Raw genomic sequence first — 21,454 nt, forward strand, 5'->3', positions numbered from 1 at the left:
CGGGAATGTTTCTCCTAGCAGGCGCATTATTTGTTTTTCCGGCATCTCCGGATGGGGCCTCTGCCTACCAGAAGGAGAAAGTCATGGCTCAGGGAACCGTGAAGTGGTTCAACTCTGAAAAGGGTTTCGGCTTCATCGCGCAGGACGGCGGCGGCCCCGACGTCTTCGCCCACTACTCGAACATCGCGACCCAGGGCTTCCGTGAGCTCCAGGAGGGCCAGCGAGTCAGCTTCGACGTCACGCAGGGCCAGAAGGGCCCGCAGGCGGAGAACATCGTTCCCGCCTGATCGCCGGACACGTACCCGCTCACCGGGGCCCGCACCGTCATGGTGCGGACCCCGGTTTGTGCTGTTTTCAGGAAGGCAGACAACCGCATGTCCCGCAGACCCCAGAAGTCGAACCGGCGCGCCTCGTCAACCCCACCGTCCGCGTCGTCGCCGAGGGATTTCCGGCTGCCGGAGAGCACGACACCCGCACTTCCCGCCGTCGAGGACTTCGCCGGTCTGGACATGCCGGCGGCCCTGCTGAAGACGCTCACCGCGCAGGGCGTGACCACCCCCTTCCCCATCCAGGCCGCCACGCTGCCCAACTCGCTCGCCGGCCGTGACCTGCTGGGGCGGGGCCGCACCGGCTCCGGCAAGACCCTCGCGTTCGGCCTGGCGCTGCTGGCCCGCACCACCGGGCTGCGCGCACAGCCCAAGGCGCCCCTCGCCCTCGTGCTGGTGCCCACCCGCGAGCTCGCCCAGCAGGTGACGGACGCGCTGACCCCGTACGCGACGGCCGTCAACCTCCGGCTGGCCACCGTGGTCGGCGGACTGTCCATCACCAAGCAGGCCGGCACGCTGCGGCGCGGCGCCGAGGTGGTCGTGGCTACTCCGGGCCGCCTCAACGACCTCGTGGAACGCGGGGACTGCGTGCTCGACGACGTGCGCATCACGGTGCTGGACGAGGCCGACCAGATGACCGACATGGGCTTCCTGCCGCAGATCACCAAGCTGATCCAGCGTGTACGGCCCGACGGGCAGCGCATGCTCTTCTCGGCCACCCTGGACCGCAACATCGACCGTCTGGTGCAGCGGTTCCTGACCGACCCCGTGGTGCACTCCGTGGACCCGTCGGCGGGAGCGGTGACCACCATGGAGCACCATGTGCTCCACGTCCTGGACGGCACCGACAAGGAGGCCGTCACCACGCGCATCGCGGCCCGTGACGGCCGGGTCATCCTCTTCCTCGACACCAAGAGGTCCGCGGACCGGCTCGCCAAGCGGCTGCTGGCCGTCGGCGTCCGCGCGGCGGCGCTGCACGGCGGCCGCTCCCAGCCGCAGCGCAACCGCACGCTGGAGCAGTTCAAGACCGGCCGGGTCACCGCGCTGGTGGCGACGAACGTCGCGGCCCGGGGCATACACGTCGACGACCTCGACCTCGTCGTGAACGTCGATCCGCCCACCGACCACAAGGACTACCTGCACCGGGGCGGCCGTACGGCCCGCGCCGGCGGCTCCGGCAGCGTGGTCACGCTGGTCCTGCCCGAGCAGAAGCGGGACATGACCCGGCTTATGTCGGACGCGGGCATCCGCCCCCGGACGGCCCGGGTGAAGTCGAGCGACCCCGAACTGGTCACCATCACGGGCGCCCGCGAGCCCTCCGGCGTGCCCGTCACCATCGAGGTGCCCCAGCCGGCGACGCCGGCCTCCTCCCGGCCGGACCGGAAGACCGGCACCGAGCGCGGCCGCTCCGGTCGCCGGCGCCGTGGCGGCGGGGCCGCAGCGGCGGCCGGCACGGCCGCCACGACGGGCAGCCGGGGCTCGGACCGCCGGTCCGCCGCGGGCGCGGCGGCGACCGGTGACGCTCCGGCGGCCGGCGGGCGCGGCTCCGCGCGCCGTACCGGGTCGCCGCGGGCAGCGGGTGGCGCGGGCGGCCGGGCCGGCGACCGCCGGGCCGCGGCCGGTTCCACGGCCGGCGCCTCGTCCGGCAAGGACTCCCGGGGATCCAGGCGGCGCACAGGGTCCGGCGGCTCCGCAGGCACCGCGGGCGGCGGCTCCGACCGCCGGGGCGGCCGTCGCACCTCGGCCACCTAGCCGGCCGCGCCTCCGTCCCGGGCCCCTCAGACCAGGATCAGCACGAGCGCGATCATCACGGCGATCAGTCCGAGGAAGCCTCCGATCACACACCCCGGATTGCTCGTCAGGTCGGCGAACCGGTCCCGGGCCGAGGAGGGCGGCCCGGTGCCCGCCGGCGACTCGACCGTGCCCGAGGGCGCCCGGTGGGCCGGCCGGGCCGTGGGCGGTGGCGGCGGGACGGCGGACACCGCGCCGCTCCGGAACGCGTCCCGCAGGAGCTGGCTCCACAGGACCGGCGGCAGGTCGGGGGCCTGTCCGTGCTCCGGTTCGACGAAGGTCTGCCAGAGCCAGTTCCCCGTGGTGGCGTGCCGGTCCCGGCTCATGCGGTAGAACAGCTCCCGCAGATCGGGCAGGTAGCGCTCGTCCCGGACCAGCGGCGCCACGGCCCAGTGGAAGACCCGGGCGGCCCGCTCGGCCATCGCGGTCCTCGACAGCGCGGGCTCGGCGACGGCCTCCTGCGGGGCGAAGTACAGGTTCCGCTTCAGTACTTCGGCGCACAGCGCGTGCCGTGTCTCCGGGCGGCGCGCCCGGACCCGGTCCGGTCTTCCCAGTTCGGTGAGCACCGCGTCGAGCGCGTCCGGGGAGAGTCGGTCCGAGCGGAGTTCGTCCAGCAGGACCTCGTCGGACCGCCTGCCGATCTCCGCCGTCGGGTACCGGTGCCCGCGCGGTTCGCGGTGGAGGGCGCCGGTGTCACCGACGTCCGTGGCGGCCGCCGGGGCGGTGTCGAAACCGTCGGGGAGCGACAGCGCCGGGGGCCTGTTCGTCCCGTACTCGGTCGACGCGGCGGGGGCGGCCTGCTCGGGTCCGGGCGTGGACGGGTACCCGGGTGCGGGTGCGGGTGCGGAGCCTGGGGCTTGTCCGGGCCTGGGTGGAGCGACCTGCTCGGGGGCGCGCGGGCCCCGCGGCGGAGACCCGGGCGGGCCGGCGGGACGGAACTCCGGCCCACGCGACGGGACGGGCTCGCGCGACGGTGCCGGTTCACGCGGCGGCATGGGTCCACGCGAGGCAGGTTCACGCGGCGGCTGCGGCTCGCGCCGTGCATCCGGTTCTTGCGCCGGAGCCGGCTCGCGCCATGAAGCCGGTTCACGCGGCGGATGCGGCTCGCCCCACGGAGCCGGTTCGTCCGAGGACGGTTCGCGCACCGGGTCGGGTGTGTGAAGCGGGCGGGGGTCGCGTACCGGGTCGGGTGCGTACGCCGGGCCGGGATCGCGCCCCGGACCGGGTGCGTGCGCCGAACCGGGATCACGTACCGGACCGGCACCGCGTCCCGGGCCGGGATCGCGCACCGGATCAGGTGCGTGCGCCGAACCGGGCTCGCGCACCGGACCGGCTGGGTGCACCGGCCCGGGATCGCGCACCGGACCGGGTGCGTGCGCCGAACCGGGATCACGTACCGGACCGGGTGCGTGCGCCGAACCGGGATCACGCACCGGACCGGGTGCATGCGCCGAACCGGGCTCGCGCACCGAGCCGGCTGGGTGCACCGGCCCGGGATCGCGCCCCGGACCGGGTGCATGCGCCGGACCGGGATCACGCACCGGACCGGCACCACGTCTCGGGCCGGGATCGCGCCCTGGGCCTGGTGCGTGCGCCGGACCGGGATCGCGTACCGGACCCGATTCGGGTGCCGGTTCGGGTTCGTGTGGCGGTGCGGGCTGGTGGCGGGGGCGGGCGGGCGGGCGGCCCGCGCCGAGGACGTCCCGTAGCCGGGCGCGGCGCCGCTCCCAGTCGAGGGCCGCGCCGTCGGCGAGGCCGTCGACCAGTTGCGGCACGCCGGCGGGCGCGTCCGGGTTGGCGAGGAGATGCTCCACCAGCCGGGAAGCGGCCCAGTGTTCGACGCCGGGCCGGGCCGGCCGGCGGCCCATGACCCGGGCCAGTGGGCCCGAGCCGCCCGTGTCCGGTTCCCAGCGCGGGACGGCCATCAGCCGCAGCGGGTGGGTGTCCACGGTGTCGTAGGTGGCGAACGTCCACTCCTGACGCAGCCAGGAGTGGAAGATCAGGAACAGCCCGAGGTAGACCAGCGGCACCCGGTCCGCGTCCGGCCAGTCGCGCGGCGGCCGGTCCTCCAGGAGCAGCGAGACCCGCTGGTCCGGATCGCGGAGCAGCTCGGCGGTGGCCAGGATCAGCGCGTTCTGGACGCCGGGCAGCGCGTCGAGCATGCCGGGCAGCCGTCTGAGCGCCAGCTCGTCGAGTTCCGCGCAGTCGATCACGGACTGCGGCCCCTTCGCCTGTTCCGCCTTCTGCTGGGAGCCCCAGCCCCGGTGCGCCAGACCCAGGCACTGGCGGGTCATCAGAACCCGGGGGTCGCCGAAGAGGACATGGCTGACCGTGGACGGCCGGCCGCCCCGGTCGGTGGTGGGCCAGCGCTGGACGAGCATGACGTCGCCGTCGCTGGACAGGGTGCGCACGACGCTCGGCCGCGCGGCCGCCGCGCCGGACACCCAGAGCAGCCGGCCGAGTTCCTGGCCCAGCCGTTCGGCGCGTTCGGGCGAGCAGGAGTGGGCGACGGCGCTCATCCCGGTGCCCTGGCGGCCGTGGTTGCCGTCCCAGCGGAAGACGACCTGGTGCACCGTGCCCCGGTCCTGGAAGCCGTTCACTGATGTTCCCCTCCCCGGGAAGAACCCCCGGCTCCCCCGGCTCTCGGTGCTTCCCCCCACGCCACCGTCTCGAGCACGGGCGCCTCCCCCACCGCCAGCGCCTCGGCGCCGCCCGGCACGTCGATCAGGCCGTGCATGGCCAGCAGCGCCAGCAGCGGCTCCAGCACCCGCCGGGGCCCGGCGCCCGCCGGATAGCGGCCCTGGGCCTCCTGTCCCCCGGTGGCGGACGCGATGTGCAGGGTGCACCGGCGGATCGCGTCGAAGGGGCGCAGCCAGGCCTGCCCGGCGTGCCGGCGCAGCAGTCCGTACACGTCCCGGCTCTCCTCCAGGATCGGCGCCGGGTCGAGCGACGTGGCGGGCGGCCGGGCGAGCCAGCGGTCGACGGGCGGCTGGAACCTGAGCAGGTCCGCCTTGCCGAGCACCATCGCCGCCGGCACCTCCAGGTACGGGCCGTTCTTCGGCAGCCGGTCGAGGACGGTGCCGAAGGCGAGGTCGCCGCCCCGGTTCACCTCGACGTCAAGGCGCTCCCTGACGTGGTCGAGCTGGGGCAGCGGCAGGGCCAGCGCCGGGTCGACCACGAAGATCAGGGCGTCGACGCCGAGCAGGAACCGCAGCGCCGCGTCGGTGCGTACGAGGTCCTCGCCGCCGAGGTCGAAGAAGGCCACCGGACGCACCTGGCCGCGCGCGTCGGTGATCAGCAGCGACTCCACGAAGCGGGCGAAGTCGTCCAGGCCGAGGGCGGCCGTGTGGTCCAGGACCCGGCCGCTGCGCAGCGGCTGCACCCGCTCCCGGACGAACCGCGCGTGCTGTTCGAGGTTGACGGGCTGCCAGTTGAGGCCGAACGGCTTCAGACCGCCGTCGGTGACGGCCGCGATCATCTGGGTCAGCAGATGGCTCTTGCCGGTGGAGGACTGGCCGACCATCGCGACGGTCAGCGGGCGGCCGTACGTCAGGTAGGGCACCGGGATGAAGTGCTCGGGGAAGTCCGGGTCGGCCGTGCACTTCTGGACGGCGCCGCGCATGATGTCGTGCCGCCGCAGCGGGTTGTTGATGCCGGCCGGGTCCAGCGGCTGGTACTGCATCCTGCTGTCGGTGACGAACAGCGCGCCGAGGTCGAGCTGGATGGTCTCCAGGCAGTAGGGGCACAGCACTTCGCCGTTGCCCGGGCCCGCCGTCCCGGCACCGTCCTCGGAACGGACCACCGGCGCCTGCCGCTTGAGCCGCAGCGCCTCCTCGAAGGACTCCCGGTGCGGGCGCTCCTCGTCGGCGGGCAGGGTGACCCGGACCCGGCGGGCGGCGCCGGGCGCGAGGAGTTCGAGCAGTTGGGCGGGGGTGGGCCGGTCGGCGGCGCGCGGGGCGAAGGCCGAGCGCAACGTCCGGTCGAGCGCCCGGTGTTCACCGAGGTCGGCGGGGGCACGGTCGGCGGGTCCGGGCCGTCCGGTCACCAGCCGGTAGAGCACCTGGGCCGCGCTCCACACCGCGTCCCGCGGGTCGGCGAGCCCTTCGCCCCGCCGCTGCTCGGGCGAGCAGAAGGGCGGCCGGCCCCACGGCACCCGGGGCCGGCCGGTCCGGGTCACCGCCTCCAGCCCCCAGAGCTGGACCCGGGAGCCGTCCCAGAGCACGGTGGCGGGCGAGAGGCCGCGCGGCACCAGGCCCTGGTCGGCCAGCAGGCACAGCGCGAGCATCAGGTCCCTGGTGAGGCGCTGCTGGTCGGTGGCGGCCATGACGTGAGTGCGCGCGGCGGGGACGCCCCGGGGCGCCGCGTACAGCAGGAACGGCTCGGCGGCGTCCGGTTCGTAGCCGATGATCCGCGGGAAGAGCGTCGCGTACTCGGTGTCGTCGAGCACGCGGTGCAGGTGCAGCGCGGTGCCCGCCTCGGTGTCCAGCAGGGCGCGGGCCGCCGGGTTGGCGGCCTCGGCGGCGCCCAGCCGCACCTGCAGGCACTGCTGCAGCTCGTCGTCGAGCACGCAGTTGCGGATGATCTGGGGCAGCAGCCGGTCGCGCCGGGACTCGGGCCCGAAGCGGGCGGGGGTGACGCGGCGCCGGCCCGAGGGCAGGGTGAACGCGAGCTTGTCCGGGGGCGAGCTGGTCACCGGCGGTCCTCTCTTTCGTGCGCGTGCACCGGGCCGTACCGGTGCGGGGTGGTGCGGCCGGGGTGCGGTGTGCGGTTCACCAGCGGTCGCCGTCCCCTCGGTCGTCCGGGTCGGGACGGTCGTAGGGGGGCGCCTGCTCGTACGGCGTCGGCTGCTCGTACGGACCCGCCTGCTCGTACGCCGAGGACGGTGGGTCGTAGCTGTGGCGATCCGCGCGGTGGGCATCCGTTCCGAACGACTCGGTGCCGGACGACCGGGTCCCGTACGGCTCCGTGCCGGACTCGGTTCCGTACGACTCCGTCCCGTACGGCTCCGTGCCGTACGACTCGGTTCCGTACGGCTCCGTGCCGGACGACCGGGTCCCGTACGGCTCGGTCCGGTACGGATCCGTCCGGCCGTAGGGGTCGTGCCGGGCGGAGGGGCGCGGGCGGTCGTACGGGTTCCTCCGGTCGTCCGGGGTTCCGCGGTCGTACCCGGTCCCCCCGTCGTACCCGGTCCCCCCGTCGTACCCGGTCCCCCGGTCGTACGGGTCCGTGCCGTCGTCGGGGCCGGCGCCATAGCGGGGCCGGACGGTCTCCACCACGCCGGCCCGCAGCGGGGTGAGCCGCACCAGGCCGGCGTACCGGCCCGAGGAGGTCCACAGGACGTCCTCCGGCTGGGCCGAACCGCTGGACTGCCACGCCTTCTCCACCTCGTCGCGCACGGCGAGGGGCGCGAACCGGAGCCAGACGGCGGCCTCAGGGTCCCGACTGAGCAGCGTGCCCTGTTCGGGCGAGGACAGTTGCACCACCGACTGCCGGCCGGTCTCCGCGCCGACCAGCTCGGCCGGCCGGTGCGGATCGGTGCCCAGCAGGTTCGCCGAGGTGGCGCGGACCCGGCGGGCGGCGGCGAAGGGCGGTGCGGCCACCACGCCGTTGTGCTGGAGGTGGCGGCGGGCCGTCGACAGCACTTCGCGGACCCGCTCCTCGGTGCGCCGCACGGCGAGGGCGCCGGCCTGGCCGCGTTCGACGGCGCCCCAGTACGTCTTCATCGCCTCCAGGGCGGCGTCCGTCAGATCGGCGGCCAGGGTGGCGACCAGCTCGGGCCCGCCCTCGCCGCTGTCCCGCTCCAGCCAGCGCGGAGCCCCCTTGGCGTCCCGCCGAGACCCGCCGGAAGTGCTCCCCCGGCCGTCCTTCGGCCCCGTGCCGTGCCCCTGGTCTCCGGCGGGCGACTCCCAGGCGGGCCCGTCCTGCCAGGCCGGGCCGTCCTGCCAGGCGTACGCGCCGGCCCAGTCGCCCTCCGCGTCGTCGGGACCGGCTTCGTCCGTCTCCAGGGCGGAGAGGCCGGTGAGCCAGTCGTCCTCGGCGACCGGGCCGGCGTCCGGCGCGGTGAAGGCGCCGGTCACCTCGAACCGCTCGGCCTCCGGCACCGCCTCGGCCTCGGCGGCGGCGGCCGTCGCGCGCAGCATGCCGGCGACGGACCGGGCCGCGTCGGCGCAGTACAGGCGCTCCTCGACGGCCCAGTGCTCGCCGACCGCCTCGGCCAGCAGGGCGTCGAGCCGGTCCAGGGTGTGCCGCAGCCGGGCCGTCGTGCCGCCGGGCGCCCACGCGGCGGCCGCCGCGTGCCACAGCCGGCGGACCGTCTCCACGGCGACGCCGAGCCCGGCCACCAGGGCGGCGCCGCTCAGCGGGAGCGGCGGCCCGGCCGCGTACGCCACGGCCACGCCGGCTCCGGCGCCCGTGAACGCCGCGGTACGGGGTGCGACGGCCCAGCGGCCGGGGCGTCCGGCTCCGCGCAGCCGGGCCTTCCCCAGTTCCGCCATGCCGACGAAGAGCAGGGGCACGAGGAGCGCCAGCGGGACGAACGGTCCCCGCCACAGGGCGCCGAGCAGCCCGGCGACGGCGGCGAGCGCGGTGGCCGCCAGGAGGCCGGGCGCCGCCGCGCCGTCGGCCGTTCCGGACCGCCGTGCCCCGGCGCCGGGTCCGGCGCCGGCGTCAGCGGGGACGTCGGGGAGGGCGGTCAGCTTCGGCAGGAGCGCCGAACCGGGCACCGGCTCCACCCGTCCGGCCAGTCCGGTGAACCGCTGGGCGACCGACCGCATGGGCAGTGCCTGGCCGAGCAGCTTCCCGGCGAACTCCCGCAGGCCCTCGCCGATCCGCTCCCCGATGCCCTCGGCGGACGGCACCCGCAGGCCGAGGGCCGCGAGCCGGGCCGCCGACTCGGCGGGGGACGCGGTGGTGCCGCCGCGCAGCGCGGTGCCGACGAGGTCCCGGTACTCGTCCAGCGCCTGGCGCGCCCGGTCGACGTCCGCCTCGAACGCGTCCCGGCGGCCGGGCCGCAGCAGTCCGGGCAGGCTCCCCAGCCCGGCCAGCGACTCGTCGGCGTCGTCCAGAGCCTCCAGACAGGCGCGGTGGGCGTCCTCGGCCATGCCGCGGGGCTCCCGGTGCCGCTGGTCCCGGCCGCCGCGGGCCGCCACCAGCCGGCGCAGCGGCTCCGGCAGATCGGCCCCGGAGGAGGCGGTCAGCATCACGTCCGGCGCGAGTTCGGCGTCCTCGCCCGCGAACCGGGTGAGCGCGTCGCGCCAGGCCCGGTCGCGCACCTCCGGCGGCAGGTCCTGCTCCAGCAGCCGCACACCGGGCGCGGCGACGGCGTCGGGCAGCGACCCGATCGCCCGCAGCACCCCCCGGTACACGTCGGGCACGGACAGCACGTCGACCAGGACGGCGAGCGCGTCCGGGTCGTCGTGGGCGGGCTGCTCCAGCGCGGTGTGCGCCGAACGCAGGTCACCGGCCCACAGCAGCCCGGTGCCCGAGGTGCGCAGCACGGCGGGCCGCACCAGCCTGCGGTCGGGCTGGAACGCCTCGCCCTCGCCGGCGTACGAGCCCGGCGCGCTGCCGACCAGCAGCACCAGGAGCCGGACCACGCCCACCGCCCGGTAGCCGGTGAGCAGTTCGTACTGGTGCTGGTGGTCGGTCAGCCCGGCCGGCGTGTCGACCACCAGGAACAGCGGGTCGTCGGGTTCCGGCAGTCCGGCCCGGCCCAGTTGCCGGGCCACCCTGTCGCGCAGGGCCGGGGCGCTGTCCAGCTCGGCCGCTCCGGCGCGCAGGTCCAGATGGACGACGGCGCCGACGTCCTGGGCGGTGCTCACTGGGCGTCACCGTCCCAGGGGGTGCGGCGGGACCGGTCGTGCTCGTCGCCACCGCCGGGCGTTCCCGGCCCGGCTGAGTCGTCCCACGGCGCGGCCGGGTCGTCCTCGCGGCGGGGGCTCTCCTCCGCACCCCGTCCGGCGGCGGCACGGTCGTCCCGGCGGCCCTCCCGCGCGCCCCAGGGCACCCGGTCCCCGTCGTCGTCGGTTGCGCGCCGGCCGCCGCGCTCCTCGCCGTACGCCTGCTCCCGGCCGCGGCGATCCGCCGGGGCGCCCCGGTCCTCGCCGTCGTCCTTGCGGAACCGGGCGCCCCGGTCCTCGGCACGCCGGCGCTCGTCGCCGTACGGCCCCTCGCCACCGTACGGACGCTCCTCGGCGTACGGCCGCTCGCCTCCGTACGGGCGCTCGTCCGCGTACGGCCGTTCCTGTCCGAACGACCGGTCGTAGCCGCCCGGGCGTGGCGCGTCGCCGCCGTCCCGGTCCTCCCGGCCGGCCGAGGCCCGGTGGGTGCCGTAGGAGGAGACGGGGGCGGTGCCCCAGTCGTCGTCATCGGCGGCCGCGCGCCGCGGACCGGGGGCGTCGTCGTGGCCGCGGGGCCGCCCCGGTGCGCCGCCGCGCACGTGTTCCAGCAGGGTGCGCAGGGTCGGCTGGACGGCGCGCTGGTCGCCGAACTCCTTGTCGAGCGCGGCCGGCAGGGTCTCCGCCCAGAACTCCCACAGCGGCCGCACCCAGCCCTCGACCCGCTCGCCGCCGCGCTGCCGCCGGTCGGCCAGCAGCTCCAGCTGGCGCGGGGCGATCTTCTCCACCAGGTCGACGAAGAGCGGATGCGGTTCGCTGCCGGCCCGGGCGAGGCCGAGCGGCCGGGCGCCCATCAGCTCACGGCAGTAGTCCTCGACGGTCCGCTCGTCGTCGAGGACCGTCCAGCGTTCGTACGACCGCAGCAGCTCCGCCCAGCTCGACACCCCGCCGGGGAAGTCGCCGAGGCGCAGCCGGACACCGGGCACGTTCGGGCCCGCCTCCGGGAACAGCCGCAGCCTGACCCGTTCCGGGGAGGCCGGGTCGCCGTCCACCACGTCCACCTGGCCGTTCCACATGCAGCACAGCAGCCGGTGCAGGATGGTGCGCCGGTCGTCCTCGCTGCTGACCATCCAGCTGTCGCGGTGGCCGAGGCGCTGGCGCCAGCGCAGTACGTCCTGGGCCTGCTCGGACTCCTTGGCCCGGGCCCACTGGCGCAGCACCTTGCGGGCCTCGGGGACCTGGGTGAGGCTCATCTCGCTGCGGAAGAGGACCACGGTGATCGAGTCGCTCTCCACCGCCCGGTACTCCACGTGGTTCTTCGCGTCCGAGGGCAGCCGCAGGGTCTTGCCGAGGTACTCCTGCACCTCCTCCACGGCCTGCACCCGGGGGTGGGTGACCAGGACCCGCAGCGGTCCGGTGCCCTCCGGGGTGAAGCCCACCGGCAGCAGCCCGGTGAGCTTGCGTCCGAACAGGTCGAGCGCCTCCTTGCTGACCTGGTCGGCGGACTCGTGGTCGCCGGCCGCCGCGGCGAGCAGCGTCCCCATGGACGGCAGCAGCGGCCGCTCCTCCAGATGGGTGCCGCTCTCGGCGAACAGCCGGGTGATGCGGGCCTCCAACTGGCCCTTGACCTGGGCGACGGCGCCGTCCGGGTCGCGGCGGCTGCGCGCGTGGACCCGCCGCCAGGTGTCGCCGTCGACCAGTTTCAGCAGCAGGGCCGCCTCGTAGTCGGTCTCCCGCAGCCCCTCCCGGCGGATCAGCCGGGCGACCACGTCCTCGTAGAAGTGGTTGAGGGTGCGCTGCGGCGGGAGCAGGTAGGAGATGCCGGTGCGGTCCTCGTACAGCTCGTGGCCCTTCTGCGCGGAGGCCTTGCGCTCCTGGTCGCCGTGGCTGCGGAAGGCCCGCACCAGGCGGTCGAGGTCGGCGCCGGCCGCGTCGGCCTGGGGCTGCCAGAGCTGCTGCTGGTCCCGCCATGCCTCGTGCCACACCAGCCGGCAGCGCCACTGGTACCAGTCGTCCTGCTCCTGGATGGCCGCCTGTACGTCGTCGTCGCCCCAGCGGGCCGGTGCGAGACCGGCCAACTGGCCCTTGATCCGGGGAATCTTCGGCGGCTGCTCGCCGACGCCGGGCGGGCGCTGCGGGGCGCGGGCGCGGCTGTCCAGCATGCCGAGGAAGCCGAGCCGGGCGATCAGGTCGTCGCTGTCCGGCATGCCCCGCACGAGGCGTTCGGCGAGGAAGGGGTCGACGGTCTGCAGCAGCTTGTCGATGGCGGGGCGCGGCGCGAACCGGTCGGCCATCACGGCGGCCTGCCGGTCGGCCTCGGAGCGCAGGTCGGCGACCAGGCGCTGCATGTCGGCGATGCGCTCGCCCAGCGCCTGCTCGATGTTCTTGCCGCCGCGCGGCAGCGGATCGGGCTCGGGCACCGGCAACTGCCGCCGCTCCCAGAGCTCTTCGAGGTGGGAGTCGGCGAAGAGCTGCCGGATCATGGGCACCGCGCCGTCCCGCAGGCCCGCCCGCGGCCGGTCCACGAGTTCCGCGACCGCCTCGCGCAGCACCCGGCCGGCCACCAGGTCGGCCAGCTGGTCCATGGGCGCGGTCATGGAGGCCACCAGGCTGGTGGAGACCCCCTGCCGGCCGATGCCGGTGGGCGACAGCGAACTGCGGTGCACCCCGCGGTTGATGAAGCTGGCGGCGAAGGTCTGGTAGTCGTCGTCGCCGGCCGTCTTGCGGCCCCGGGAGCGGCCGTCGCCCAGCTCGGTGCCGATCAGCGACATCACCAGGGAGACGATGGAACGGCGCAGGTCGTCGGCCCGGATGCCGGCGGTCGGGCTGAACAGGAAGGCGGTGGGCAGGATTCCGGTGCGCAGCCGGACGGTGGTGGGGCCCGGGTAGCGGATGCCGAAGCCCGCGTCGTGGTCGAGGTCGCCGATCTCGGCGCCCTCGGTCGGCGCGTTCTGCCGGTCCACCAGCCGGAACAGGTCCACCAGGGACCGGGCCGCGTTGAGTTCCGCCTCCCGCCCGCCGCCGGTGGCGGCGGAGAACGACGACGGCATCACCACCAGCGGGTAGATCTTCACCCCGTCGAACCGCCGCAGCCGGAAAGCGTGGTTGATGAGGTGCAGGTAGTCCAGGAAGATCCCGGCGCCGGTGCCGCCGGCCACCGAGAAGGCCACGAACACGTCGCAGCCCGTGACCTTCCCGCCGCCGAGTTCGCTGAGTTCGCCCGCGGACTTGGCGATCGCGTCGATCGCCTGGAGCAGCGGCTCGAGGACCGGTGCGAGGCCGTGGCGCAGCGTCGCGAACAGGGCGGCGCGGCCGACGGTGGGGAGCTGGCCCGCGCCGTTGTGCAGCGGGGTGACCTCGGGTTCGCCGATGATCGGCGGCAACCAGCCCGCCACCTCCTCGCGCAGGCTCGCCCGGAGCATCTTGGTGACCTCGGGCGAACTGTCGAAGTTCGGCAGCAGGTTGTGCGTGGCGCGAGAGGTGCGGGAGTACGCGGCCCGGAGCGACGGGTCCACGTTGAACTGCGGGAGCCGCTGCAGGTCGGTCTCGCTGTAGTCGGCGTACACGAACTGGAGGCAGTCCGGCAGCTGGTAGGGGGCGTGGCCGCCGAGCCGGCTGAGCGCCATGCCGTCGGGGCCGCACAGTTCGGTGCGCAGTCTGCGTTCGAGTTCGGCGCCGACCAGTCCCCCGGTGCCGCCCAGGCCGACGAAGAGCATCGGCTGGAAGATCTTCATGGTTTCCTCCCCGCTCGCGGCCGGGGCGGCCGCGGGTTCGTGCTGGGACCTTCTGCGTGGTGCGTGCGGCCCGGTGGCCGCGGTGCGGGTGCCGGGCGGGCGGCCGGCGCGCTGCCGTGCCGCCCGCCGACGGGTCAGAGGTACGAGTCGTAGGCGCCGCCGACGTTCTCGCCGCGCTCGCGGCCCGGGGTGTCGGCGGACCGCTGCCGGCCGCGGGTCTCCTCGCCGAGCGCCAGGTACAGCGAGTCGGTCAGCGGGACCTGGCCGCGGGCGGGCACGGGGGTCCGGCCGCCGCCGCGCTTGCGCAGCACCGCTCCGCCCTGGAGGCCGCGCCGGACGGCGTAGGGGCCGTGCGGGCGCCGCTCGATGCGCGGGCTGCGGTGGGGTTCGGCGACGGCGAACTCGTACCACTGCTTGTTCCCGTGGCCGGCCCGGTGCTCGTTCAGCACGCTGCCGTCCTCGTCCACCAGCCGCAGCACCAGGCCGTACGGGTCCTGGCCGCGGCGGCGCTGGCGCACCCAGGCCGCGGCCACCAGGGCCAGCACCACCAGCAGGGCGGCGGCGCTCAGGAAGTACCACTTGTACCGGTCCACGACGGTCGGCTCGGGAGTCACCCGCACGGAGATCGGGGACCGCACGAGGGTGCGGCCGTGGTCGGTGGTGTCGGCGGCGGTGACGGTGCCGGCGAGTTTCAGCCCGCCGTGGCCGAGCCGGTCGCCGAACACGGCGGCGGGGGCGACCTCGACGGTCACCTTCCGGGTGCCGGACTCCCCGGGCCGGAGCGTGATGCGCGCGGGGCTGACGGAGAGCAGCCCGGGCTGGAGGTCGGTGACGGCGAGCCGCAGGGTGTGCGCGGCGCCGCTGGTGTTGTGCACGGCCAGGGTGCCGCTGATCCGGGCGCCGGGGTGGACGTCGGCGGCGGGCAGGTCGAGCGCGGTGGTGACGGGCAGTTGGCCGGGGGCGATCTCGCCGGTCTCGCTGCGGGTGTCGGCGCTGAGCCCGGCGGCGGTCAGCGTGGCGCTCACCGTCAGCGCGCCGTCGGCGCCCTTCGGGACACGGACGGAGCCGGTGAACGAGCCGTCGCTCGCGGTGGGGTCGCCCGCCTTGCCGTCGTCCGTGAGGTCCAGCTTCAGCGGGTCGAAACCGTCGCCGGTGAGGGCGCTGCGCACCCGCAGCCCGGCGTAGTCGCGGGGGTCCTTGATCTGGTAGCCCTCGCGGGTCTGCAGCCGCATGGTCACCTCGACCTCGTCCCCGGCCTGCGGGGAGGGCGGGTCCATGGTGATGGCGCCGCGCAGCTCGCCCTGCCACAGCACGCTGACGGAGACCGGCAGCGAGCGGTGCCCCTCGGGCGCCTCGGCTTTCACCTTCCAGGGGCCGGGCAGCGGGTCGACGATCTTCAGCGCCTCCACCACGCCGTTGCCGCCGGCCAGTTCGAAGGACGACTTGTGGTACTTCCCGTGCGTGGGCACCTTGTTGCCGCTCGGGTCGTAGTACGTGATCTCGACCGCGGGGTCGCCCTTGTCGACCACGATGCTGCCCACGGTCGCCAGCGGGGAGATGGCGATCTCCTGGGTGGACGGCGGCCGTTTCGGGTCGGGTCCGCGCTCGTGCCGCAGGCAGTGGGCGGCGGCGAAGATGTCCTCGAGGGTGGTGCCGATGGCCGCCGGCTCGACCTTCCTGGGCGCGGGGGTCGCGGACGGCAGGTCGACGCAGCCCTTCTGGTATCCGCCGGCGGCCATCCGCTTCAGCTCGTCCATGCGCGGCTGGTCGCCGAAGCCGAGCGGCCACACCTGCACGTGCTCGTCCCTGGCCTCCTTCAGCGCCAGGCCGAGCTGCCGGTCGCCCTCGTCGTCGCGGTGCGCGGGGTCGCCGTACTTGGGGCTGTCGCTGACGTCCATGTAGCCGTCGGTGAGCAGGAACAGCACGCGGGGCTGGGACGGGTCGGTGCCGTCGGTGAGGTCGTGCACGCCCTGGCGTATCGCGCTCGGGAAGTCGGTGCCGGTGCCCTGGCTCTTCTCGCGGCCGCGCAGCTTGGTGACGCAGGCGCCGACGGTGTCGCGGCCGGCCGCGTCCAGCGCGGTCCGCGGGCACACCGGGTCCACCGCGCGCTGTCCTTCGGACTCGGCGGCGGCGAAGCCGAAGACGGTGACATGGGACTGGGAGGAGACGTCGCCGAGCGCGATCCGGGCGGCGGCGGCCTTCTCGGCGGCCATGTCCGCGGCGGCGAGGCTCGCGGACTCGTCGACGGCCACGGCGTAGTTGACCGCCGGGAACGCCGGCCGCGTGTCCGCCACCGGCACCGGGTCGTGGCCCGGTGGCGCCAGCAGGGCGCCGGTCAACGCGGCTCCCGCCAGCACCGCGGCCGCGGCGCGGCGGATCCCGCCCCTTCGCGTTTGCCGTCTTCCCGTGACTGTTTCCACGGCGGTCCCCTGATTCCTCGTTCGTCTCTGCTTGGAGTGCTCGGTGCGGGCGGACCCGCTCAGCGCGGGGTCAGGCCCCAGGCCAGGGCCAGCGCCGCCGAGAGGGCGAGCGAGCCCATGCCCCAGCGGATGGCGCGGTACTTGGCGGACAGGATCGAGCTGACGTCGACGGCCTGGACGAGCAGCCACCCGGCGGGGTCGCGCCCGGCCTCGGCCACCCGGGCGGACAGCCCCGCGAGGTCGCGGGCGGCCACCAGGTCGCCGAAGTACGTGACCCCGTCCCGGCCGCGGTGCGTGCCGGTGCGCGGCATCACCGCGCCGATCAGCGCGATCAGCGCGCCGGCCCACAGCACCCCGGCCAGGACCAGCGTCATGTCCGCGGGTCCGCGCCAGCCGGGCGCGCCGTGCCATCCGAGCAGGAAGGCGGGCAGCGCGAGCGTCCCGGACAGCAGCACGGCGGCCTTGGAGTCGGCTCGTCCGAGGTCCTCGCGGACCGTGTCGAGCAGTCGTTCGGCGATGCGCTCCCCCGCCCCGTCGTGGCTGTGCCGACCCCCGTCCGGCACGAGCACGTTCGGGGCGGGGGAGGTCCTGGCGGCCTCGTCCTCGGCGGTCATTCGTCCTCTTCCGCCCAGGACCAGCCGTCGTCCCGCGAGCGCCTGCGGCCCCGCGGAACGTCCCGGCCGTGGTCGTCGGCCCGATGGTCACCGGCGTCCTCCGGCCGGTAGGTCCGCCTCCGCGAGTCCGGGCCGGAGTCGTCGGCCGGGCCGGGCTCCGGCCGGTACGTGCGGCTTCGCCGCGGCTCGCGGTCGTAGTCGTCGGCCGGGTAGGGCTCGGAGCGCCGGACGCCGCCCAGCGCCGGCTCGCGGCCGAAGTCGTCGGCTGGGTAGGTCTCCGGACGGTGATCCCGGTCCCGCTGCGGCTCCCGGTCGAAGCCGTCGGCCGGTCCGGGCGCGGGGCGGTGCGGCCAGCCCCTGGACGGCTCCCGGTCGAAGTCGTCGGCAGGGTCCTGCTCGGACCGGTGGGTCCGGTCCCAGGACGGCTCACGGTCGAAGCCGTCGCCCGGACCCAGCTCGGGGCGGTGCGTCCCCGCCCGCCGCGCCGGCCGGTCGAAGCCGTCGGCCGGGTCCTGCCCGGACCGGTGGGTCCGGTCCCAGGACGGCTCACGGTCGAAGCCGTCGCCCGGACCCAGCTCGGGGCGGTGCGTCCCCGCCCGCCGCGACGGCCGGTCGAAGTCGTCCGCCGGGTCGTAGTCGTCCGCCGGGCCGGATCCCGGACGGTACGTGCTCCTCGGCGGCTCGCCGTCGTGGTCGTCGGACGGGTAGGGCTCGGGGCGCCGGGCCCGGTCCCGCGAGGCCCGGCCGAAGTCGTCGGCGGAGTAGGGCTCCGGACGGTGATCCCGGTCCCTGGACGGCTCCCGGTCGAAGCCGTCGCCCGATCCCGGCTCGGGCCGGTGTGTCCCCGCCGCCCGCCGCGCCGGCCGGTCGTAGCCGTCCGCCGGGTCGGGCTCCGGGCGGTACGTGCGGCTTCGCCGCGGCTCGCCGTCGTAGTCGTCGGACGGGTAGGGCGGCTCCGGGCGCCGGGCCCGGTCCCGTGGCGGCTCGCGGTCGTGGTCGTCGGACAGGTAGGGGTCCGGGCGCCGGACCCGGTCCCGCTGCGGCTCCCGGTCGTAGTCGTCGGACGGGTGGGGCTCGGGCCCGCGGCGGGGGCGGGAGGGTTCTTCCGTGACGGTGTCGTCGTCCAGGCGGGCCTCGGCGCGGTGCACCTCGCGGGTGGACTCGGTGCGGTAGGTCTCCGTCCGGTAGGTCTCCGCGCGATGCGACTCGGCCCGGTGCGACTGCCTCCGGGGCGGTTCGTCGGACACCCAGTCCGGAGTGAACGGCCCCTCGGGGGCCGGTTCCAGCTCGCGCCGCTCCCGGCGGGCCGGCACCGCGCCGATGGGTCCCTGGAGCGGGCGCCGCTGGCCCTGGTTGAGCAGGTCGAGGACCTGGTTCTCGACGTCCGCGGCGTGCAGTTCGCCCCTGAGCGCCATGGTGTAGAGCCGGTCGACCCGCTCCCGCTCGTCCTGCCGGCCCTCCTGGCGGATCTTCTCCAGGAAGTCCTTGGCGCCCTCGGGGTCGGCGGCCAGCATGAAGCTGAGCTGCTCCAGTTCGCCGCCCTGCAGCATGCGCCGGAACGATTCCTGGCGGACCCGGGTGACATCGGCGTCGGCCTGCGCCCCGCGCCGCTGCCTTGCGTACTCGATGGCCTCGTCGTTCACCCCGAGCCGGACGTACAGCCGTACCCGCAGGCCGAGTTCACCGCCCAGGTCGCTCCAGCGGCCGCCGACGCACTCCCGGGTGATGACGCGGTTGGCCTGTTCGGCGTCGGTCACCGGGTAGGTCAGGGTGATCTCGCGGAGCCGTTCCAGCACCGGGGAGGTGAGCCGGGCCGCCACGTCGGACACGACCTGGACGGCGGCCAGGTAGGGGTCGGTCACCTCCCACTCGATGTCCACCTCGGCCTTGAAGAAGCTGGTGCCGCCGGCGGCCGGCAGTTCGAGCTGGAGCGGCGAGACGTACGTGCCCTGCGCGATCTCGCAGACGTTGTACGGCCGGGCCAGCGCCCGCTTGTCCACGTGCCGCACCCCGGCAACGGTGATCACGCTGTACCCCCCGTTGCGGTAGAACAGCACCGAGGCCTTCTGCGCGCTCGCCGCCGGGAAGGCGCCGAGCGGGGCGTAATCCCGCAGGAACGGTCCCGCGGGCACCGGGCCCCCGGCCGCCGTCCCGTCCTCGTCCTCAGCCATGCCTGTCCTCCTCGCGGGTCCTCTCCCGGCGCGTCCGCTCCCGGTGGTCCGGCCGCCGCGGCGTGACGGCGAGCCACCACAGGTCGCGCGCCCGCGCGTCGGGGAGGGGGTTCTCGGGGTCGTTCATCATGTGGCGCAGCAGCCAGTCCAGCCGCCGCTGGTCGTGATCCTCGGTGGCCAGCGCGGGCAGCAGTGCCGCGAGCCCCGGCCGGGTCCACTCGGTGCCGTCCCTGCGCACGGCGGACCGCAGCAGACGTTCCAGCGCGTCCATCGCCACGTCCCTGGCCCGGGCCGTGTTGAGCGCCGTCCACATCAGGTCGGCCATGGGGCCGACGAGTCCGGGGCGGGTGGCGGCCAGGGCGAGCGGCAGCGGCCAGTCGCCCCGGTCGGCCAGAGGCCCGTCGGGGTCCTCCGTCAGCACCTCGTCCACCGTGGTCAGCGACAGCCGTACGGTGGTCACGAGGCCCAGGTCCTGGTAAGCCTCGCGCTTGTGGTGGGTCCACTCGGCGATCCGCGCGAGCACCCGGTCCGCGTCCGGCAGCGCCAGCAGCCGTACGACGTTGAAGGAGGCGGCCGCGAGCTGGTCGCCGTCGTCGCGAACGCCGATTCTGGCCAGCGTGTCCAGCGTCTCGTCCATGGTGGCCGCCGCGTTGCCGTAGCCGAGCGCCATCGCCGCGGTCCAGCGCAGCGCCTTGCTGCCGTTGCGGCTCCAGTCGGCGACCAGCCGGTGCACGGTTGCGCGGTGGGTGTCGTGGCCGGCGGCCTGGTCGAGGGTGGTGGCCGCGAAGATCCGGCGGCGGGGCGTGGCGGCCTCGGCGAGCGGCCGCACCAGTTCGGTGTAGCCGTGGTCGAAGTCCCGTACGCACAGCTCGCCGGCGGCCACCGCGGCGCGCATCCACACCTGGGAGCGCGGATCGTCGGCGAGCAGTCTGAGCCAGCGCACCACCGGCGCGCGGACCGGGAAGTGCCGGTCCCACAGCTCGGTCAGCACCGCCGAGGGCAGGGCGGTCCCCCGGTACCAGATCAGCCGGGCCGGTACCTCGCCGCCGGCCACCTCGACCCGCCCGTCCGTCACCTCGGCGCGGGAGAGCGCGAGGTCGGCCTCCGGGTCGTCGCAGAACAGCGGACGGGCCGGGGTGTTGTCGGGGTCGCACTGGACGGACAGTTCCCAGGTGAGCAGGTGGGCGGCGGCGGCCACCGCGCTGTGCGAGGCGCCGCCGAGCACGGCCAGGGCGATCCGGAACGCCACCGGGTGGAACAGGGTCGCCGTGTCCGGGCGGCCCGCGCCGGCCTCGGTGGCGGCGGGCCGCGCGGTCAGTGCCCGGTCCACTCCGGCGAACCACTCCTGAGCCTGGCTCGCGGCCAGGCTGCGGCAGCCGGCCAGCAACTCCTCGTGGGTGATGTCGCCGAGCACTCGGCCGGCCAGCAGGGACGCGAGGAGTTCGGCCTCCGCCGGGCGCAGGTCCGTCAGCCCGACGACGCCCTCGACCTCCTCGCGGGCCCACAGCTCCTCGGCGCGGCCCAGCAGTTCGGCCGGGCCGGGACCGTCGTCCGGTGCCGTCGCGGCGGGCCGCTCCAGCCGTTCCAGCAGCCGGGTGCGCAGCAGTTCACGGGTGGGCGCGGGCGGGCAGAGCATCCCGTACCGGCCGGCGAGCAGCGCGTTGGCGGCCGATCCGACGGTGACGACGACGACCGCGTAGGCCTCGCGGCGCTCCAGGGCGGCGGCGAGCTCGTCGAGGTCCATCTCGGCCGGCGGGAGCGCTCCGGGCCGGGTCAGGGACAGCTCCAGCAGGTAGCCGGTGCCGCTCGGGGTCTCCTCGCCGTCGTCGCGGGGGCGGCCCAGCGACTCGGCGAGCTGCCGCACCCCGCCGTCCGGGTCGACCCGCCGTACCCGGGAGCCGGTGCCGGGCTGCGGGGCGGCCTCGTTCGCGGAGGCGGTGGTGACCTCGTCGAGGAGGGAGAGCGCCGTGCTGGTCCGCCCGGTTCCCGGCGCGGCGCCGAGGACCAGCAGCCGGCGGGCGCGCAGCGCGTTGCGCAGCCGTATGTAGCCCTCCGGCTCGACGTGGACGCGGCGCAGCCGGCGCAGCTCCTCGTCGGGCACGGGTCCGCTGCGCATGCCGGCGCCGGACCTGCGGGCGTCCAGGCGGAGGTTGATGTCGCCGATGTGGGCGCTGCCGAAGTACGAGCGGTCGAAGCTGGTCAGGTCGCGGCCGACGTCGAACAGCAGCCGGGTGGCGCGGCGGGCCCGGGCGGCGGCCGCGAGGTCGGTGGGCCCGTCCTCGTTCTGCTCCGCTGCGAGGGGGTCGCGGGTGTACTCCTTGAACCGTCCGGCGGCGCGCTCCCGTTCGCGCTCGCGCTCCTTCTCCCGTTCGGCGGCCTCGTCCTCGGCGTCGTCGTCCTTGCCGGCCCCGCCCTCGTCCTTGCCGGATCCGCCGTCGGCCCTGCCGCCGTCGCGCGTCTGCTCGTCGCGGCCCCTGCGGTCCTCGGGTTCCGGCGAGCGGTCCTGGCCGGGCCTGTCGGGGGTGTCCTCGGCCGGGGCGTCCGGCTGCCTGTCGTCGCTCAT

At 75.6% G+C, this 21,454-nt stretch carries 10 protein-coding genes; 2 read left to right on the forward strand and 8 right to left on the reverse strand.

Annotated features, from left to right (window positions below):
• Positions 1-83 precede the first annotated feature (83 nt).
• Both ACZ7JA_RS15460 and ACZ7JA_RS15465 read left to right on the forward strand, forming a co-directional pair.
• A complete protein-coding gene (locus ACZ7JA_RS15460; protein WP_020943502.1) occupies positions 84-287 on the forward strand; it encodes a cold-shock protein in 204 nt (67 codons plus the stop codon).
• A gap of 87 nt (positions 288-374) precedes the next feature.
• Entirely contained in the window at positions 375-2,078 is a 1,704-nt protein-coding gene (locus tag ACZ7JA_RS15465) for a DEAD/DEAH box helicase (protein ID WP_470808680.1), read from the forward strand.
• Positions 2,079-2,104: 26 nt separating this feature from the next.
• Here ACZ7JA_RS15465 and ACZ7JA_RS15470 read toward each other — a convergent pair whose 3' ends face one another.
• From ACZ7JA_RS15470 to ACZ7JA_RS15505, 8 genes are all read right to left on the reverse strand, one after another.
• On the reverse strand, positions 2,105-4,717 hold the full coding sequence (locus tag ACZ7JA_RS15470) for a hypothetical protein (RefSeq protein ID WP_470808682.1): 2,613 nt from the start codon (positions 4,715-4,717) through the stop codon (positions 2,105-2,107).
• Complete coding sequence (locus tag ACZ7JA_RS15475) at positions 4,714-6,810, reverse strand: hypothetical protein (RefSeq protein WP_351665641.1); 2,097 nt, start codon at positions 6,808-6,810, stop codon at positions 4,714-4,716. The genes ACZ7JA_RS15470 and ACZ7JA_RS15475 overlap by 4 nt, the downstream gene beginning before the upstream one ends.
• Before the next feature lie 76 nt (positions 6,811-6,886).
• Positions 6,887-9,937: a hypothetical protein gene (locus tag ACZ7JA_RS15480; protein ID WP_470808684.1), complete on the reverse strand. Its 3,051-nt coding sequence runs from the start codon at positions 9,935-9,937 to the stop codon at positions 6,887-6,889.
• Entirely contained in the window at positions 9,934-13,686 is a 3,753-nt protein-coding gene (locus ACZ7JA_RS15485; protein WP_470808686.1) for a tubulin-like doman-containing protein, read from the reverse strand. Before ACZ7JA_RS15485 ends, ACZ7JA_RS15480 begins: the two co-directional genes overlap by 4 nt.
• A 134-nt stretch (positions 13,687-13,820) precedes the next feature.
• A complete protein-coding gene (locus ACZ7JA_RS15490; RefSeq protein ID WP_470808689.1) occupies positions 13,821-16,025 on the reverse strand; it encodes a VWA domain-containing protein in 2,205 nt (734 codons plus the stop codon).
• Positions 16,026-16,165: 140 nt separating this feature from the next.
• Complete coding sequence (locus ACZ7JA_RS15495) at positions 16,166-16,720, reverse strand: Pycsar system effector family protein (RefSeq protein ID WP_389302440.1); 555 nt, start codon at positions 16,718-16,720, stop codon at positions 16,166-16,168.
• Positions 16,717-18,891 carry a hypothetical protein gene (locus ACZ7JA_RS15500; RefSeq protein ID WP_470808691.1) on the reverse strand — a complete coding sequence of 725 codons (2,175 nt, stop codon included), beginning with the start codon at positions 18,889-18,891 and terminating at the stop codon, positions 16,717-16,719. The genes ACZ7JA_RS15495 and ACZ7JA_RS15500 overlap by 4 nt, the downstream gene beginning before the upstream one ends.
• Positions 18,884-21,454 carry a hypothetical protein gene (locus tag ACZ7JA_RS15505; protein ID WP_470808692.1) on the reverse strand — a complete coding sequence of 857 codons (2,571 nt, stop codon included), beginning with the start codon at positions 21,452-21,454 and terminating at the stop codon, positions 18,884-18,886. The genes ACZ7JA_RS15500 and ACZ7JA_RS15505 overlap by 8 nt, the downstream gene beginning before the upstream one ends.

Source organism: Streptomyces sp. NPDC038135, from assembly GCF_055601245.1.

Excerpts from the sequence above, each read along its gene's own strand:
- ACZ7JA_RS15465 (WP_470808680.1), top strand. The coding sequence starts at position 375 with ATGTCCCGCAGACCCCAGAAGTCGAACCGGCGCGCCTCGTCAACCCCA.
- ACZ7JA_RS15505 (WP_470808692.1), bottom strand. The coding sequence starts at position 21,454 with ATGAGCGACGACAGGCAGCCGGACGCCCCGGCCGAGGACACCCCCGAC.
- ACZ7JA_RS15500 (WP_470808691.1), bottom strand. The coding sequence starts at position 18,891 with ATGGCTGAGGACGAGGACGGGACGGCGGCCGGGGGCCCGGTGCCCGCG.
- ACZ7JA_RS15460 (WP_020943502.1), top strand. The coding sequence starts at position 84 with ATGGCTCAGGGAACCGTGAAGTGGTTCAACTCTGAAAAGGGTTTCGGC.
- ACZ7JA_RS15485 (WP_470808686.1), bottom strand. The coding sequence starts at position 13,686 with ATGAAGATCTTCCAGCCGATGCTCTTCGTCGGCCTGGGCGGCACCGGG.
- ACZ7JA_RS15495 (WP_389302440.1), bottom strand. The coding sequence starts at position 16,720 with ATGACCGCCGAGGACGAGGCCGCCAGGACCTCCCCCGCCCCGAACGTG.